Annotated in this window: 15 protein-coding genes; 5 read left to right on the top strand and 10 right to left on the bottom strand. The window is 66.3% G+C overall.

The window, feature by feature from the left end:
* Positions 1 to 4: 4 nt before the first annotated feature.
* The 4 genes from KB879_RS34950 (at position 5) to KB879_RS34935 (ending at position 4,214) form a co-directional block, all read left to right on the top strand.
* Positions 5 to 1,144 carry an acyl-CoA dehydrogenase family protein gene (locus KB879_RS34950; protein ID WP_211984177.1) on the top strand — a complete coding sequence of 380 codons (1,140 nt, stop codon included), beginning with the start codon at positions 5 to 7 and terminating at the stop codon, positions 1,142 to 1,144.
* Entirely contained in the window at positions 1,141 to 2,247 is a 1,107-nt protein-coding gene (locus KB879_RS34945; protein ID WP_211984175.1) for an acyl-CoA dehydrogenase family protein, read from the top strand. Before KB879_RS34950 ends, KB879_RS34945 begins: the two co-directional genes overlap by 4 nt.
* Before the next feature lie 26 nt (positions 2,248 to 2,273).
* On the top strand, positions 2,274 to 3,044 hold the full coding sequence (locus KB879_RS34940; protein ID WP_211984173.1) for an SDR family NAD(P)-dependent oxidoreductase: 771 nt from the start codon (positions 2,274 to 2,276) through the stop codon (positions 3,042 to 3,044).
* A gap of 132 nt (positions 3,045 to 3,176) precedes the next feature.
* A complete protein-coding gene (locus KB879_RS34935; protein WP_249221525.1) occupies positions 3,177 to 4,214 on the top strand; it encodes a CoA-binding protein in 1,038 nt (345 codons plus the stop codon).
* 9 nt (positions 4,215 to 4,223) lie between these two features.
* On the opposite strand, the gene KB879_RS34930 is transcribed toward KB879_RS34935, so the two are convergent.
* Positions 4,224 to 5,776, bottom strand: a protein-coding gene (locus tag KB879_RS34930; protein WP_249221202.1) for an IS3 family transposase whose coding sequence is annotated in 2 segments (ribosomal slippage) — positions 4,224 to 5,314 and positions 5,314 to 5,776 — 1,554 coding nt in all. Because the reading frame shifts where the segments join, the coding sequence is not laid out codon by codon here.
* A gap of 50 nt (positions 5,777 to 5,826) precedes the next feature.
* Here KB879_RS34930 and KB879_RS34925 point away from each other — a divergent pair.
* Positions 5,827 to 6,999, top strand: coding sequence for an acetate--CoA ligase family protein (locus KB879_RS34925; RefSeq protein ID WP_211984171.1), 1,173 nt, complete (start codon positions 5,827 to 5,829; stop codon positions 6,997 to 6,999).
* Between the two features lie 12 nt (positions 7,000 to 7,011).
* On the opposite strand, the gene KB879_RS34920 is transcribed toward KB879_RS34925, so the two are convergent.
* From KB879_RS34920 to KB879_RS34880, 9 genes are all read right to left on the bottom strand, one after another.
* Positions 7,012 to 7,935, bottom strand: a complete 924-nt coding sequence (locus tag KB879_RS34920; protein WP_211984169.1) for a LysR family transcriptional regulator — start codon at positions 7,933 to 7,935, stop codon at positions 7,012 to 7,014.
* Positions 7,936 to 8,110: 175 nt separating this feature from the next.
* A complete protein-coding gene (locus KB879_RS34915) occupies positions 8,111 to 9,082 on the bottom strand; it encodes a tripartite tricarboxylate transporter substrate binding protein (RefSeq protein WP_211984166.1) in 972 nt (323 codons plus the stop codon).
* A 41-nt stretch (positions 9,083 to 9,123) separates the two neighbouring features.
* On the bottom strand, positions 9,124 to 9,906 hold the full coding sequence (locus tag KB879_RS34910) for a crotonase/enoyl-CoA hydratase family protein (RefSeq protein ID WP_211984164.1): 783 nt from the start codon (positions 9,904 to 9,906) through the stop codon (positions 9,124 to 9,126).
* Between the two features lie 172 nt (positions 9,907 to 10,078).
* Positions 10,079 to 10,819: an IclR family transcriptional regulator gene (locus KB879_RS34905; RefSeq protein WP_211984162.1), complete on the bottom strand. Its 741-nt coding sequence runs from the start codon at positions 10,817 to 10,819 to the stop codon at positions 10,079 to 10,081.
* Between the two features lie 71 nt (positions 10,820 to 10,890).
* Positions 10,891 to 12,057 carry a CaiB/BaiF CoA-transferase family protein gene (locus KB879_RS34900; protein WP_249221534.1) on the bottom strand — a complete coding sequence of 389 codons (1,167 nt, stop codon included), beginning with the start codon at positions 12,055 to 12,057 and terminating at the stop codon, positions 10,891 to 10,893.
* Between the two features lie 75 nt (positions 12,058 to 12,132).
* A complete protein-coding gene (locus KB879_RS34895) occupies positions 12,133 to 13,299 on the bottom strand; it encodes an acyl-CoA dehydrogenase family protein (RefSeq protein ID WP_211984158.1) in 1,167 nt (388 codons plus the stop codon).
* 88 nt (positions 13,300 to 13,387) lie between these two features.
* Positions 13,388 to 14,158: a citryl-CoA lyase gene (locus KB879_RS34890; RefSeq protein WP_211984156.1), complete on the bottom strand. Its 771-nt coding sequence runs from the start codon at positions 14,156 to 14,158 to the stop codon at positions 13,388 to 13,390.
* Positions 14,152 to 16,287 (bottom strand): acetate--CoA ligase family protein, encoded by a 2,136-nt coding sequence (locus tag KB879_RS34885; protein ID WP_211984153.1) that lies wholly within the window; start codon positions 16,285 to 16,287, stop codon positions 14,152 to 14,154. The genes KB879_RS34890 and KB879_RS34885 overlap by 7 nt, the downstream gene beginning before the upstream one ends.
* Positions 16,284 to 16,784 carry a MaoC/PaaZ C-terminal domain-containing protein gene (locus KB879_RS34880; protein WP_211984151.1) on the bottom strand — a complete coding sequence of 167 codons (501 nt, stop codon included), beginning with the start codon at positions 16,782 to 16,784 and terminating at the stop codon, positions 16,284 to 16,286. The genes KB879_RS34885 and KB879_RS34880 overlap by 4 nt, the downstream gene beginning before the upstream one ends.
* Between the last annotated feature and the right edge of the window lie 40 nt (positions 16,785 to 16,824).

The raw sequence follows: 16,824 nt of genomic DNA, 5'->3' as shown, positions 1-16,824 counted from the left end.
AACCATGGACCTGCTCTACTCCGAGCAACACAAGGCGTTCCGTCAGGAGATCCGCGACTTCATCGCCGCAAACCTGCCCGGCGACATGCGCCAGCGCCTGCGCGCCGGGGGCTTTGCCAGCAAGGCGGACACCGAACTCTGGCAGCGCCGGCTGAATGCGCGCGGCTGGGGTGCCCCGGCCTGGCCCAGGGCCTTTGGTGGCGCCGGCTGGGATGCCGCCGAACAGCAGATCTTTGCTGACGAATGCGCCTGCGCGCCGGCGCCGCCACCGCACATCTTCAATATCACCATGCTGGGGCCGGTGCTGATCCACTTCGGCAGCAACGCGCAGCACGAGACCTTCCTGCCGAAGCTGCTCAACGCCGATATCCAGGTCTGCCAGGGATTCTCGGAACCCGGTTCCGGCTCGGACCTGGCCTCGCTGAAAACCCGTGCCGAGCGCACGGCGGCCGGCTACGTGGTCAACGGCCAGAAGATATGGACCAGCCAGGCGCACTACTCGGACTGGATCTTCTGCCTGGTGCGCACGGACCCCGATGCCGCCAAGCCGCAGGCCGGCATCTCGTTTCTCCTGATCGACCTGAAGTCGCCGGGCATCACGGTGCGCCCGATCGTCAGCATCGACGGCCGCCATAGCCTGAACGAGGTGTTCTTCGACAACGTGCTGGTGCCGGTGGAGAACCTTGTCGGCCAGGAGAACCGTGGCTGGGATTACGCCAAGTTCCTGCTTGGGCATGAGCGCGCCTATGTTGCCGGCATCGGCCGCAGCAAGGAGCGCGTGGCGTATGCCAGGGCATTGCTGGGCCGGCTGGAGTCCGAAGGGTGGCCTGCCGATGCCATCGCGCCCTGGCGCGGGCGCATCGCCATGATCGAGGCTGACCTGCACGCGCTGGAGGTCACGCAGCTGCGCATGCATGGCGGGCATGCGGACATGAAGCTCTCGCCCATGCTCAAGGCGCGCGGCAGTGAAATCTTCCAGGCCATCACCGACGTGATCTGCCGCATGAACGGCACCGGCGCGCTGCGGGCGGATACCGGCACGCTCGCCAAGTCTTACCTGTATTCACGCGCTGTTTCGATCTTTGGCGGCAGCACTGAGGTACAGAAGAACATTCTTTCAGCCACGGTCCTGGATCTGCGATGAACCTGCAACTCAACGATGTGCAGCAGCAGCTGCTGGACAGCCTGTCGCGGCTGCTGGGCCGCGAGTACGGCTTTGACAAGCGCCAGCAGTATGCGGCCCACGACAGCGGCCACAGCGAGCAGGTGTGGCAGGCGCTGGCCGAACTTGGCGTGCTCGGCGCGGCAATTCCTGAAGAGCATGGCGGCTTCGGCGGCGATGCCGTCGACCAGATGCTGATCTCCGAGGCACTGGGCGGCTGCCTGGCGCTGGAGCCTTACCACGGCACCGCGGTCATGGCATCGGCAGCAATTGCCGCGGCGGAGTGGTCTGCGGCACGGAAGGCCAGGCTGCTGCCGCCCATCGCGCAGGGAGACCTGAAGCTGGCCTGGGCGCATGGCGAAGCCGTCCCCGGGCGCGTGTCGGTGCAGGCTGCCGCCGGCGTGGACGGCTGGTGCGTGTTCGGCACCAAGCCGTGCGTGCTGCATGGGGCAGGCAGCGACTATCTGCTCGTCACTGCGCAGGTTGCGCAGAGGGGGGTGCAGCTCTTCCTGGTCGACAGCAGCGGTGTCGGCGTGCAACGCGACGGCTATCGGCTGATCGACGGCACGCCGGCCGCCGATGTGCGGCTCGACGGCGCGCAGGCGGAGCTGCTGGAGGCCTCCGATGCCAGCGCCGTGCTCCGGCGCATCCTCGCCGCCGGCATCAGCGCCGCCTGCGCCGAGATGGTGGGCGCTATGCAAGCCGCCTGCAGCCTTGCGGTCGAATACCTCAAGACCCGCAAGCAGTTCGGCAAGCTGATCGGCGCCAACCAGGCCTTGCAGCACCGCGCGGTGGACATGCTGGCGTCGCTGGAGCAGAGCCGCAGCCTGTCGCTCTCGCTGGCCCTGGCGCTCGCCGGGCGCAATGACCTGGCCGGCGGCGCCGCGCAGGTGCATGCGGCCAAGGCCTATATCGGCCAGGCCGCGCGCCAGGTCACGCAGGAAGCCATCCAGATGCACGGCGCCATCGGCATGACCGAGGAATACGCCGTCGGGCACTACCTGCGCCGCGTGCTGGTGCTGGACCAACTGCACGGCGACACCCAATACCACCTGGGCTGCCTGGAAGGCCGCCCATGCCAATGAACCGGAAACAGAGCGAGGAATACACCATGACGGATCTGATGTCCCTGAAAGGGAAAGTCATCATCATCACCGGCGCCGCACAGGGCGTGGGCAAGGCCACGGCGGAGCTGGCGCTGAAGCTGGGCGCCAAGGTCGGCCTGGTCGACATGAAGGGCGAGGCGCTGCAGGAGATCACCGCGCGCCATCCGGACCATACCATTGCCTACACGGGCAGTGTTTCCGATGCCGACTTCGTGGCCTTGTCGATGGAGCATGCGCTGTCGCATTTCGGCAAGGTGGACGGCCTGGTCAACTGTGCCGGCATCGTGCGCGCCGCGATGATCGAGAACATGACGCTGCAGACCTGGAACGAGGTCGTCAATTGCCACCTGACCGGCTCCTTCCTGTGGCTGCAGGCAGTCGGCGCGCATCTGGTGGAACGCGCCAGGAAGGGCGAGAAGGTCAGTGGATCCATTGTCAATATCTCGTCCGAGGCCGGCCGCCGCGGCTCGATCGGCCAGATCAACTATGCGAGCGCCAAGGCCGGCTTGCTCGGCATGACCATGAGCGCCGCGCGCGAGTGGGGCAAGTATGGGGTACGCACCAACTCCGTCTGCCTGGGCGTGGTGGAAACGCCGATGACCGAGACCATCCGTGGCGAGCGCTTCCGCGACGGCATCCTGTCGATGATCCCGATGGGCCGCTGGGCGCAAGCCGAAGAAGTGGCGCCGCCGATCTGCTTCCTGCTGTCAGACGCGGCTTCGTACATCCTCGGCCAGCATATCGGCGTGAACGGCGGCTATCACCTGTCGAGCTGACGACCATAAGCGGGGCGCCATAGTGCAGTCCCCGGCGCCCGCAGTCTTTAGGCCGTACCCGGGCCTGGCTTCACATCGACAGCGTACTGCCTGCCTGAGGGCATGGCGAGCCCGCAAGCTGAAGACCTTCATATGCTTTCCCGCACCCTGTACACCCACGAAGACCTCTCGCGGACGCTGAACCCGCGCTCCATCGCGATCGTCGGCGCCACGCCCAACGAAAAGGCCTTCGCCGGCCGCTCGATGGCCAACCTGCGCCATTTCCGCGGGCGGATCGATCTGGTCAATCCGCGCTATGACGCCGTCGGCGACCAGGCCTGCTACCCTTCGCTGTCGGCGTTGCCCGAGGTGCCGGACTGCGTGCTGATCGCCACCGCGCGCGATACGGTCGAGCCCATCGTGCGCGAATGCGCGCAGATCGGCGTCGGCGGTGTGGTGCTGTTTGCTTCCGGCTACGCAGAGACCGGCAAGGCCGACAAGGCGGCCGACCAGTCACGCCTGGCCAGCATCGCGCGCGAAGGCGGGTTGCGGCTGCTCGGCCCCAACAGCATTGGCTACGCCAACTACCTCACCAACGCCCTGGTTTCCTTTACACCGCTGCCCCCGCGGACGTCGGCGCTGCCGCGCCATGCGATCGGGCTGGTGAGCCAGTCCGGCGCGCTGGCCTTCGCCCTGCAGCAGTCGGCCAACCACGGCACCGCTTTCAGTCATGTGCTGTCCTGCGGCAACGCCTGCGACATCGACGTGACTGACCAGATCGCCTTCCTGGCCGGTGACCCGGCGTGCGCCGCCGTGGCCTGCGTGTTCGAGGGGCTGTCGGACGCCAGCCGCATCATCCGCGCCGCGGAGCTCTGCGCAAATGCCGGCAAGCCGCTGGTCGTGTACAAGATGGCGCGCGGCGCGCTGGGTGCCGCCGCGGCCATGTCGCACACCGGGTCGATGGCCGGCTCGGACCGGGCATATGCCACCGCGCTCCGGGAGGCTGGCGTCATCCAGGTGGACACCATCGAGCAACTGGTGCCGACCACGGTGTTCTTCGCCAAGGCGCCGCCGCCGACGGTGACCGGTGTGGTCATTGTGTCCGGCTCGGGCGGCGCGGGCATCGTGGCGGCGGATGAAGCGGAGCGCCATGGCGTGCCGCTGCCGCACGGCGGTTGTCAAGATAGTTGACGCGTCACTTCATGCGGACTGCTTTAGTTCTTGCGGCTGCATCCGCTCCGGATTGAGCCAGACTTCGTTCTCCAGCTCCCAATTGCGCGTCGATCGAGACCAACGCTGCGGATTGCGCGCCTTGGCCTCTGCGTACACGCCCTTGCGCTGCGCGAGCACAGCAGCGGCTACACCGTTATGACGCTGCGCCGGCGTGACGAATTTCAGGCCGCTGTGCTTGTGCTCGTGGTTGTACCAACGCACGAACTTCTTCGTCCAGGCACGGGCCTCATCGACACTGCCAAAGGGCCTGCGTGGGTAGTCAGGCCGGTACTTGCAAGTGCGGAACAGCGACTCGGCGTACGGGTTGTCGTTGCTCACGCGCGGCCGGCTGAACGACGCCACCACCCCCAGGTTTTCCAGGGTGGCGAGCATCGTCGCGCCTTTCATCGGGCTGCCGTTATCCGAGTGCAGCACCAGCGGACGTCCCGCCAGGCTCTCGGCCAGACTGGCACGCCGCATCAGCAGCGCGGCCAGTTCCGCCGATTCCGCCTCATGCACTTCGTGACCGACAATCTTGCGGCTGAACACGTCCAGCATCATGTACCAGTAGTAATACCGTCCCTTGACCGCCGACGGCAGCCACGTGATGTCCCACGACCAGACCTGGTTCGGCGCCGTCGCACAATGACTGGTCACCACCCGAGCCGAGGGTTGGCGCGCACGACCCCGGTGGTGCTGCTGCGAAACGCTGCGCAGCACACGGTAAAAGCTCGACTCCGACGCGAGGTACACGCCGCGGTCCGCCAGACCCGGCACGATCTGGCTGGGCGGCAGGCTGGCAAACTCCTCACTGTTGGCAACCTCAAGAATCTGTTGCCGTTCGGTGTCGCTCAGTTTGTTGCCCGGCGCCGGCCGCACGGTCGTCGTGCGGCGATCGGCCGGCACTGCGTCGCCGTCAGCCACCCAGCGCTGGAACGTGCGCAGGCTCACGCCCAGCTCTTTGCAAGCCTTCTCCAACCGACAGCCGGACTGCGCCGCCTCGCGAATCAACGATACACATAACAGGCGATCCGGGACGTTGATCAATCGTCCTCTTTGTTTCCCCAAATCGCCTGGGCTTTTTTTCTCAGAATCAGCAGCGCAGCCGCTTCCGCCAGCGCTTTCTCCTTGCGCTGTAATTCCTTCTCGAGCTGCTGGATGCGTTTCCTGTCGTCTTTCGACTGATGCCGCTGCTCGCGCGCCTGCTCCGCAGCGTTCGCATTGGCTGTCAGACATGCGGCCCGCCAGGCGGCGATCTGTTCGGGATAAAGACCCTTTCGCCGGCAGTACTCGGCCAGCTCCGCGGCATTGAACGGGGCGGTTTCCAGCACCACCGCAAACTTGTCTTCCGAAGACCATCCTTCGGGATTCTTCCCATCGCCCGGCACGACCAGCCCCTTTCCTTTCGCCTGTCGGCGCCACGTGTACAACGTCTGCTCGGTAATCCCCGTTTCCCTGGCCAACGCTGAAACCAGCGCGTTTTCTGGCGGCATCATGCGACGAACCAGCGCTTCCTTTCTTTCTGCTGAGTAGGCTTTCATTTACCCCTGATTTTACCGCCCCCGGTCTTCGTCTCTAAGAATCAGGTGACGTGACATCTATCCTGACGCCGGGGGCGCAGCCTGACGACAAGACCCGCGCGGTGCTGGAATCGCACATTCCGGATTTCGGCGCGGCTCGCAACCCTTGCGACCTGACTGCGCAGGCGGCCAATAATTTCGAATCCTTCGTCCAGTGCGGTGATGCGGTTTTTGCGGATCCGGCTTACGGCGCGGCGGTGGTGCCGCTGGTGGTGACCGGCGAAGGCAACGGGCGGCGCTTCGAAGTGTTCGACGAACTGGCGCGCAAGCAAGGCAAGATGGCCTGCGGGCTGTGGATGTCGGAGTGGCTGGAAGGGCCCGACGCAAAAGAGGCCGAGGCGCTGCCGCGGCTGGCGCTGTTCCGCTCGGTGTCGCACTGCTTCGCCGCACTGTCGGCCTGGCATGCGCATGCCGAGTGGCTGCGCGGGCGGGAGCAGGCGGCCATGTCGCGTGCACGGCGGCTGACGCCGGAATCTGCCGCCGGTCGTTGCCGCGACCAGATCCTCGCGTCGCCCACCGATGTGCTCACGGAACGCCAGGCCAAGGAGGTGCTGGCCATGTACGGCGTGCCGGTCGTGCAGGAGCGCCTGGCCCGCAGCGAAGCAGAGGCCTGTGGCGCGGCGGCCGAGTGTGGCTACCCGGTCGTGCTCAAGGTGGAAAGCCCGCAGATTCCCCACAAGTCAGAGGCGGGCGTCATCCGCATCGGTGTGAAGAACGCCGATGAACTGGCCACGGCTTACCGGGAGATCCTGGCCAATGCGCGCCGGGTGACCACCGACGCGCACATCAACGGCGTGCTGGTGCAAAGCCAGGTGCCCGCGGGCGTGGAAATCCTGGTGGGCGCGCGCGTCGATGCGCACCTGGGGCCGCTGCTGGTGGTGGGGCTCGGCGGGGTGATGGTGGAACTGATGCAGGACACGGTGGCGACCATGGCGCCCTGCACGCAGGCGCAGGCGCGCCACCTGCTCGGACAGCTGCGCGGCAAGTCCCTGCTGACAGGCTTTCGCGGTGCGGCCGGCGTGGACATTGACCGTCTGGCCGGGGTCATCGCTTCGCTGTCGGAATTCGCTGCCGACCAGCGCGACGTGATGGCGGAGTTCGACGTCAACCCGCTGATCTGCTCGGCCGACCGCGTCGTGGCCGTGGATGCGCTGATCACCAGAAAGCCGGCGCCGGCCGGCTGAACGCGGCGCTGGTCAGGCCCCGGCCGACGCGGGCGCGGCGGGCGGCTCGGGCATGATTTCGCGGGCAATGGCGACGAAGTTTCGCGTGGTGGCGTTGACCGTTTCCGGCAGCGCCACCAGGGCAATGCCGAGATCCATCCGTGACGGCATGCCGGTGAGCGGAATCAGCCTGACGCCTTCACCGGCCTGCCTGGCAGCGGTGGCCGGCACCAGCGCCACGCCGAGGCCACTTTCCACCAGCGCCAGGATGGACGGCACCTGCACCGCTTCCTGGACCACCGGCGGCTGGATGCCGGCTTCGTGGAACGCCAGCATTGTCATCGCATGCATGGCCGGCACCAGCGTGCGTGAGTACACGATAAAGGGCGTCGCACCGAGTTCCGGCAGGTCCACGGAGTGGCGCGCGGACAGCGGCGAATCGGCGCTGACCGCCAGCACCATCGGGTCGGGCTGCAGCAGCAGCACATCGGCACTGGTGCGTTCCAGAATGGGATAGCGCACCAGGGCTACGTCCAGCGAGTGCTCCTCCAGCCGGCGCAGCAGCTCTACCGTGGTGGATTCCTCGATCACCAGGTCCACGCGCGGGTACTGCTGGCGGAAGATGCGGATCAGCCGCGGCATCAGCGAGTACACCGCAGAACCGACAAAGCCAACGCGCAGCTTGCCCTGCTCGCCGCGTTCGCCTTCACTGGCGGCCCGGCGGATCTCGTCGGCGAAGAACAGGGTGTTGCGCATCTGGCGCAGCACGGTCTCGCCCACCGGGGTCAGGCGCAGGCCCGAGGTCAGGCGCTCGAACAGGGTCACGCCGAGTTCTTCTTCCAGCTTGCGGATGGCGGTGGAGAGCGGGGGCTGCGCCATGTGCAGCCGTTCGGCCGCGCGGTGGAAATTGAGCGTTTCGCTCAGCACCAGGGCCTGCTTGATTTGGCGGAGATCCATGCGGAAGGAAGGCGTCGGTCGCGCGGCATCGTTGCCGCGCGACCGACTATGCGCGAAGCCGGCGCAATGCGCAACCGGCACTGACCCTGAAAGCGCTCAGCCCGGCGTCCTGGCGGCGATGGCACGCATGGTGCCGAAGGTCCTCATAAACGGCCGGATGGTGACCGCGATGCCATCACTCGACGGGAATCCCGGCGGTCTTGACGATATCGCGGGTGCGCTCGATTTCAGCCAGCTGGAACTGCCTGAGCTGCTGGGGCCCGCCGGAGAACACGCTGCCGCCGAGGTTTTCGATGAACTTCGCGCTTTCGCGTTGCTGCATGGCGTCGCGCACGGCGTCGGCGAGCGCCTTGACGATCTTCTCGGGCACTTTGGCCGGCGCGAACATGCCGGTCCAGGCAAATACCTCGAAGCCCGGCGCACCGCTTTCCGCAACCGTGGGCACCTGCGGCAGTTCCTTCAGCCGCTGCGTGTCGGTGACGGCCAGCGCGCGGATGCGGCCAGCGCGGATCAGCGGGAGCACCGAACTGATTTCGCCGATGGAGTAGTCCACGTTGCCGGCGGCCACGTCGGTGATCGCCGGCGCCGTGCCCTTGTAGGCGATCGGGTTGCCCTTGACGTGGAAGCGTTCATGGAAGAGCTCCATCGCCACCTGGTAGCCCGCGCTGCCACTGGCGTAGTTTAGCTTGCCTGGCGCCTTGCGGGCGGCATCCAGCAGGTTGTCGAGCGTTTTGTAGGGCGAGCTGGCCGGCACCACCACGACCATAGCAAAGCGGGCGATACGCTCCACTGGCACAAAATCCTTGACCGGGTCGTAGGGCAGCGTCCTGAACACCGCTACATTCGTCACCATCGACGAGTTGCTGCCGACGAACAGCGTGTACCCGTCAGGCGCGGCTTCCGCCACGGCGCGCGCGGCGATGAAGCTGTTGGCGCCAGGGCGGTTCTCCACCACGAACGGCTGCCTGAATTTCTCGCTCAGTTGCTGCGAGATAAAGCGCGCCGTGGTGTCCGCGCCGCTGCCCGGCGGCAACGAGACAATGACCTTGACCGGGCGGCTGGGATAGTCGGGCTGCGCGCTTGCCGGTAATGCGGCCAGCGTGAGCGATGCCACGATCAGGCAACGCTTCAGGTGATGGAATGCCATGTCGTCTCCTTGCTTTGTTTTTGAGCAGCCGCGCGAGGCGTTCAGGCGCGCTGCCCAAGGACGCTGTCCAGTGCGGCGTTGTGCTCGGGGGTGTTGTGGGCCAGGGCCTGGAAGCCCGCCGACATCTCCATGATGGTGTCCAGCCGCGCGTGGATGGACTCGCGCAGCAGGCGCTTGGTCATGCGCAGCGCATGGCCGGAGTTGCACGCAATGCGCTGCGCCAGTTCCATGGCGGTGGGCAGCAGCGCGTCGGCCGGCACCACCTTGGACACCAGCCCCCATTCCAGCGCCTGGCCGGCGCTGATGGTGTCGCCGGTAAAGGCCAGTTCGCAGGCGCGCGACATGCCGACTGCCTGGGGCAGCAGCCAGGCGCCACCATCGCCCGGGATCAGCCCAAGCTTGACGAAGGTGGCGGCAAACTTCGCCTGCTCGGAGGCGATGCGGATATCGCAGGTGCAGGCCAGGTCATTGCCCGCGCCCAGGGCAGGGCCGTTGACCGCGGCAATGGTTGGCACCTCGAGGTTGCACATGGCAAGGGGCACGCGCTGGATGCCGTCCCGGTAGCCGTAGCGGCTCATGACGGGCTGGCTGAGCCCGCTGCCGAGCTTGTCGCGCAGGGTCTTGAGGTTGCCGCCGGAAGAGAAGGTTGACCCCGCGCCGGTCAGGATGACGGCGCGCACGGACAGGTCGCGGTTGATGGTCTCGCACATCTGCACCATTGCCTCGATGGCGTCGTCGTCCGAAATCGCGTTGCGCGTTTCGGGCCGGTTCATGGTGACAATGGCGACGGCGCCGTCGCGCCGGATATCGAGGAAGCTGCTCATCTTGAGGTCGAATGGATTGGCTGGGAACGCGCGCAAGAGGGCGGGCGGTGGACTTCCATTCGATGCTACGGATGCGCGGGCGCCGGGGAAAATACTTTCGGTATGTCGCGCGATACTTCGCCTGTATCGCGATGCGCGCGCCCGGCCGGGACGGCGAGCGCTGCCCCGGCTGTCAGGCTTTTTCCATCAGCGCGTCACGCACCTCGAACAGTGCCGCCAGGTAGGCATCGTGGTTCTTCTTCATGCGGTCGGCAGGGCCCGCCAGGGAGATGCCGGCTGCCTGCCCGCCGAGCCAGCCCGTCACCGCCAGCCCATAGACGCCTTCGCTGCCTTCCTCCTCGGCTTCGTACCAGCCGCGCTCCTGGCTCCGGGCAATCTGCGCCATCAGCGTGTCGATGTCGACGATGGTGTGTTCGGTCACGCGGTGCAGCTTGCTGCTGGCCAATGTGGCGCGTGCCTCGTCCGGGGGCAGCAGGCCCAGCAGGCCCTTGCCCAGCGCGGAAGCGTGCAGCGATGCGCGGTAGCCGACCTCGATGATGTAGCGCAGCGGCAGGCGGCTGGCCTGGACCGCAACCACCTTGACGGCGTTGGTGTCGAGCACGCCGAAGAAGACACTCTCGTTGGTCTTTGCCCCGATCTGCTCCACGGCCTCCTGGGCGATGCTGCCAAGCGGGTCGTTCTGGGCAATCTGGCGGGCGATCTCGACCAGGCGCCCGGTTGGGTAGAAGCGCCGGGTGCGCGTGGTGCGCACCAGGTAGCCGAGCGAATGCAGGGTGTGCAGCAGGTCGGAGGTGCTGCTTTCAGGCAGCGACAGCAGGCGCGCCATATCGGAATTCGACAGCTCGCGTTTCTCGCGGGCAAAGACTTCGAACACCGCCATGGCGCGGCTGGCGGCAGGGATCAGGGTAGGCATCGGTGGGCAGGCATTTTCGGTGAACGGCAGTACTATACGAAATTTCGTAGAACACCGGAAGCCTGCCCTGCCTATCGCACCACACTCCCTTGCCTCAGGCGCCGGATATCGCTGTCGGTGTAACCCGCTGCCAGCAGGACCTCGTCGGTATGCTCGCCCAGCAGCGGCGCCCGCCGGTACACCGCGCCTGGTGTTTCGCTGAGCTTGACCGGCACGCCGGCGATCCTGACCGGCGTGGCCGACCCGGGCTGCTCCACTGCCACCAGCATCTCGCGCACGGCGTAGTGCTTGTCGGCAAAGATCTCAGCCGAGGTATAGACCGGGCCGAAAGGCACCTTGCCGCCCAGCACCACGGCGATTTCCTCCTTGGTGCGCACGGACGTGAACGCTTCGATCGCATCGATCACCTGCTGCTGGTGCTGCACGCGTGCGGCATTGGTGGCGAACGATGCGTCGGTGGCCATCTCGGGGCGCCCGATCGCGATGGCGAGCTTGGCCCAGAAGGCGTCGGTGGCGCAGGCGATGGAGACATGGCCGTCGCGTGCGCGGAACAGCCCGAACGGGCACAGCAACGGGTGCCGGTTGCCCTCTGGTGCCGGCACATCGCCGGTGTAGGAGGTCTGGTAGACAATGCGCTCGCACATGGCCAGCACCGCGTCGGTCATCGCCACATCGACAAACTGACCCTGGCCGGTCTCCTTCGCGCGGTGTACCGCCGCGAGGATGCCGATGCACAGCATCAGTGCCGGCACCGTGTCGCCGACGCCCGGGCCGATCTTGGTGGGGGTGTCGCGGTCCGGGCCGGTGATGCCCATCATGCCGCCCATGGCCTGGGACACCACGTCGTAGGCCGGCCATTGCGCATAGGGGCTCTCGCCGCTGCGCGGGTCGCCGAAGCCGCGCACGGTGCCATAGACCAGGCGCGGGTTGGTCTGGCGCAGCGTTTCGAATGACAGCCCGAGCCGCTCCATCACGCCGGCGCGGAAGTTCTCGACGACGATGTCGGCATTGTCGATCAGGCTGCGGACGATGCTGCGGCCTTCCTCGGTCTTCAGGTCGACGGCGATGGAGCGCTTGTTGCGGTTGACGCTCTGGAAATAGCCGCCGAAGTCGCGCAGCTTGTCATCGGCACAGAAGGGGCCAGTGACGCGCGTGCCGTCGCCGGTCATGGCTTCCACCTTGATAACGTCGGCCCCGTGATCGGCCAGGATCTGGGTGCAGAACGGGCCCGCCAGCATCTGCGTGAGATCGATCACGCGCAGGCCGGCAAGGGCGCCCGTTGGTTTGGCTTGGGTTTGCACAGGCACTCCTGGTCAGGCGGCAATCTTGCCCAGCATCGCATCAGAGATGATGCGCATCTGGATTTCCGAGGTGCCTTCGAAGATCTTGGTCAGGCGCGCATCGCGCCAGTAGCGTTCGGCGGCAAAGTGCGTGGTATAGCCCGCACCGCCGTGGATCTGCAGGCCTTCGCTGGTGACGCGCTCGGACATCTCGCTGGCAAAGAGCTTGACCATCGAGGCCTCGGTATCGGCGCGCGTGCCGTCGTCGATCTTCTCGCACACGGTGTACAGCAGGGCGCGGGCCGCTTCGATCTGGGTGGCCATATCGGCCAGCTTGAAACGGATCGCCTGGAAGTTGCCAATCGGCGAGCCGAACTGCGCACGGTCTTTCGCGTACTGGATCGAATCCTCCAGGCTGCCCTGCGCCAGGCCGATGGAACGCGCGGCGGTATGGGCGCGCGCGGTTTCGAGCCCGGCCGTGGTCAGGTAGAAGGCCTTGCCTTCCTCACCCACCACTTTCGAGGCCGGCACGCGGCAGCCGTCGAAGGCCAGCTCCCAGGTGGTCCAGCCGTGATAGCCGATCTTGGGGATGATGCTGCCCTTGACGCCCTCGGGCAGTTCGCCGCGCGGCTTTTCCACCATGAAGGCGGTCAGGCCCTTGTGGCGCGCCTTGGGGTCGATGACCGGGTCGGTGCGGCAGATCACCACGATGAAATCGGCTTCGTCGGCGAAGGTGCACCAGTACTTATTGCCGGTGATGAGCCAGTCGTCACCATCGCGCACCGCGCGGCACGAGATATTGGCAACGTCGGACCCGGCATTGGGTTCCGACAGCGAGAACGCGCCGAGGAACTCGCCCCGGGCCATGCGTGGCAGGTACTCGGCCTTCTTCTCGGGCGGCAGGCCCTTGAGCGCGCCAATCAGGCCGTTGCCGCGCGCGATCAGGCTGCCCACGCTCATCCAGCCGCGCGACAGTTGCTCGGCGACCAGGCAGTACTCATAGGCGCCCAGGCCCAGGCCGCCGTATTCCTCGGGAATCAGGATGCCGAAGTAGCCCAGCTCGGCCATTTCGTCGATCAGCTCGCGCGGGATCTGGCCCTTTTCCGGGTCCAGCTTGTTGGCGATCGGCAGCACGCGCTCCATCGTGAATTGACGGGCGGCCTCCTGGATCATGCGGCGCTCTTCGGTCAGTTTCTGCATCCTGTACTCCTCGGTGTTCTGTGTATGCTGGCTGCGCGCCCGCTGGCGCGCAGCCTTGCCGCAGTCCTGTCACGGCAGGGTTGTGGCCTCAGGGCAGGACGTTGCGCGGGTCGTCCTTCAGCACGAGCTGCCATGCCTCGCGCGCCATCGGCGCGCTCTTCTCTTCCATGACATGAGCCAGCAGGCCGGCCGAGCGGCCGACCAGGGAGAGGCCACGCGCGATGAGGGGGTCAAGGCCCATGGCCGCCACTGCGGCGGCAATGGCGCCCACGGCGTTGAGCGGCAGGTTCTTGCCCTGCTCCTTGGTCAGCACGTCACCAATCGCGTCCATCAGCCGCCAATGCACGTTGTAGTAGCCGTTGGCACGCGACAGTTCGCGCAGGGTCGGCACGCGCGGGTCGCCGTTGACGTGGATCGGGTGCCCCACGCCATAGATGGCCCGGCGCTGCTCCTTGTAGCTGCGGATGGTGGCGCGCGCGGCTTCGCGCACCGCCTCGTCGCTGGCGTCGGGCACCAGTTCGCGGGCGCCTTCGATCAGCATCTCCGCGGCGTTCTGCATGGTGCCGAGGAAGACGCTGCCTGCGCCAAGCAGGCCGGCAGCCACGGCACCCTGCAGCGCTTCCGGCGCGCCGATGTAGGTCAGGCGGGCAGCCAGCGAGCTGGGCGTGATGCCGTGGTCGGCGGTGGTGACCAGCAGCGCGTTGACCATGGTCTTTTCCTGCGGGCTGGGCAGGCGCGACAGCGTGGTGAAGAAGATCATGTCGACAAAGTCGAACTTGCCGATGATCTCGGTGGCGAGGTTTAGGCCACGCACCATGATCGTGTCAGTGGTGGTGTAGCCAATTTCAGTCTTTACCATGTGGCAGGCTCCTTGCCTTGATAGGAGAGGACGGCGTCCAGCGCGGTCACTCCCTGGCCTTGCGGACGCACCGCAAGGGGATTGATTTCCAGTTCATCGATGTTGCCGGCGTGCTGTCTGACAAAATCGGACAGCCTGACCAGCACGTCGACCAGCGCGTCGATATCGAAGGGCGGCTGGCCCCGGTATCCCTTCAGCAGCTCGTGGCAACGCGTCTCGCTGATCATCTGGCGCGCAGATGCCGGCGTGAGCGGCAGCAGGCGGCGGCTGACATCCTTGAACAGCTCGATGCTGACGCCGCCGAGGCCAAAGGTGCAGACATGGCCGAACACCGGGTCGCGATGGATGCCCACTACGGCTTCGATGAAGGGCGAAGGCAGCATCGATTCCACCAGCACGCCTTCGATCTCCGACCCCGCACAGGCCTTGCTGCAGTTGGCGTGGATTTCCTCATAGGCAGCCATCGCCGCGCCATCGGAAGCGATGCCAAGGCGCACACCACCGATGTCCGTCTTGTGGGTGATGGCGGCGCTGACGATCTTCATCACGGCCTTGCCATTGGCCACGTTGCGGAAGGCCATGGCCGCGTCGGCGGGCGAGCGCGCCACCACGCCCTGAGGCGTAGGAATGCCGGCGCGTTCCAGCAAGACCTTGGTCCTGGCCTCGGAGAGATTGGCAGTCGCGCTGCCGTCGGCCGTGCTGTTCAACGGTTGCCATTCGGCGTCGAATGTCGCCTTCCAGCGGCCGTATTCGATGAAGCGCTTGACGGCCAGCACGGCGTTGCCGACCGCGCGCATCGGCATCAGGCCACCGTCGATCATCTTGCGCTGGCCTTCGCCCGTGCGGTCACTCATCCACACCGGGACGATCGGGGTCGAAACCTCCTCGGACTGCACGCGCACCATGCTGTCGGCGAGCATGGCGGTGGTCTTGCCATACTCGACCGGGATCGGGACCAGCACCAGGTCGGTATTGGGGTCGCTCGCCGTGGCCTTGAGCGTGGCGTAGCTGACCTCGGTGTTCACCAGTACCTCGGCAGTCACGTCCACGGGATTGCTGAAGGCCGCAAAATCGGGCAGGGCCTGCCTGAGCGCCTCGATGGTCGCCGGGGCAAACTCGGCCAGCTTCAGGCCGGCCAGTCCGACCATGTCGGAGGCCAGCGCAGCCGTGCCGCCCGAGAAGCTGTAGACGGCCAGCTGTTCCTTGCCCGTGGGCTTGCGCCGCGCCAGCAGGGACGCCACGTCGATCAGCTCGTCGATATCGTCGACTTCAATGATGCCCAGTTGGCGGAACACCGCGCTGTTGATCTCGGCCGAGCCGGCAATCGCGGCGGTATGCGACTGGGCCGCCTTCGCGCCATATTCCGACTTGCCCACCTTGATGGCCACGATGGGCTTGCCGCGCCGCGCCGCATGCAGCGCCGCCGCCATGAAGCGCGGGCCGTTGCGCACGCCTTCCAGCGTCGTGACGATGACCTCGATGTCGGGGGCGTCGGCCATGTAGTGGATGTAGTCGCTGACCTCCAGATCCACCTCGTTGCCGCCGGAGCACCACAGGCCCACACCCACGCCGCGGTCCATTGCCTGGATGAATGAGCGTCCCAGGCCGCCGCCCTGCGTGGCCACGCCGATGGGGCCGGGGCGGCGGTCGATGCGCCACGCCGGCGAGAAAGTCAGGCCCAGGCGCGCGTTCATATTGTTCAGGCCCGGGCAGTTCGGCCCGTAGATGCGCATGCCGGTGCGGGCCACGATCTCGCGCATCTCGGCTTCCACGGCGCGCCCGTCTTCGCCGGTCTCGCCGAAGCCAGAGGTGAAGACAATGGCGAACTTGATGCCGAGGTTGCCGCAGTCGCTCAGCGTCTGGATCACCATGTCCGCGCGCACGGCCAGGATCGCCAGGTCAGGCGCCTGCTTCAGGTCATTGACCGAGGCGACGCACGGGCGGCCGTGGATTTCGGCGCGACCGGGATTGACCAGATAGAGGTCGCCCTTGAATTCCGAGAAAGTGGTCAGGTTTTCCAGCGTGCGGCCGCCGATGCTGTCCGGCTTTTCCGACGCGCCCACCAGCACGATGGAGCGCGGGTTCACCAGCCGCGACAGGTCGCTGAACCAGGTGTCTTGGCTGCTCATTGCGCATCTCCGGGCGTGCGGCGCTTGAACAGGCAGGTGGCAGCCATCTCGGCCACCACTTCGCCGCGCTGGTTGATGCCCTTGCGCAGGAATGCGATGATGCCGCGGTCCGGGCGACTGGTGGTTTTCTGCTCCACCACCTCGATCTCAACGCGGATGGTGTCGCCGATGAAGGTGGGCTTGGGGAACTTCAGCCGGTTCTCAAGCACGCTGAACAGCGAGCCTTCGAAGAACTGGTTGGGAATCGAGCGCGAGGTCAGGCCGGCCATGAACGACGCGACCAGCATGCCATGCGCAATGCGCTGGCCGAAGATGGTGCCCTTGGCGTACTCGGCATCGACGTGGACCTTGTTGAAGTCGCCGGTCAACGCGGCAAAGGCGGCCACGTCGGCTTCCGTGATGGTGCGCGACGAGGTGGTGTACGTCATGCCAGGCGTCAGGTCTTCCCAGTAGAGCGTGGTGTTGGCGATCTGTTCGAGGATGGCGGGTTGGGTCATGGTGTGTTTCTGCGGTATTCGTTATTTCAGCGTCTCTTGC

The sequence above is a fragment of the Cupriavidus sp. KK10 genome (genome assembly GCF_018223725.1).
Lineage (GTDB): Bacteria > Pseudomonadota > Gammaproteobacteria > Burkholderiales > Burkholderiaceae > Cupriavidus > Cupriavidus necator.
Note: the sequence above shows the minus strand (reverse complement) of the source record. Positions and strands in the feature narration are given on the sequence as shown.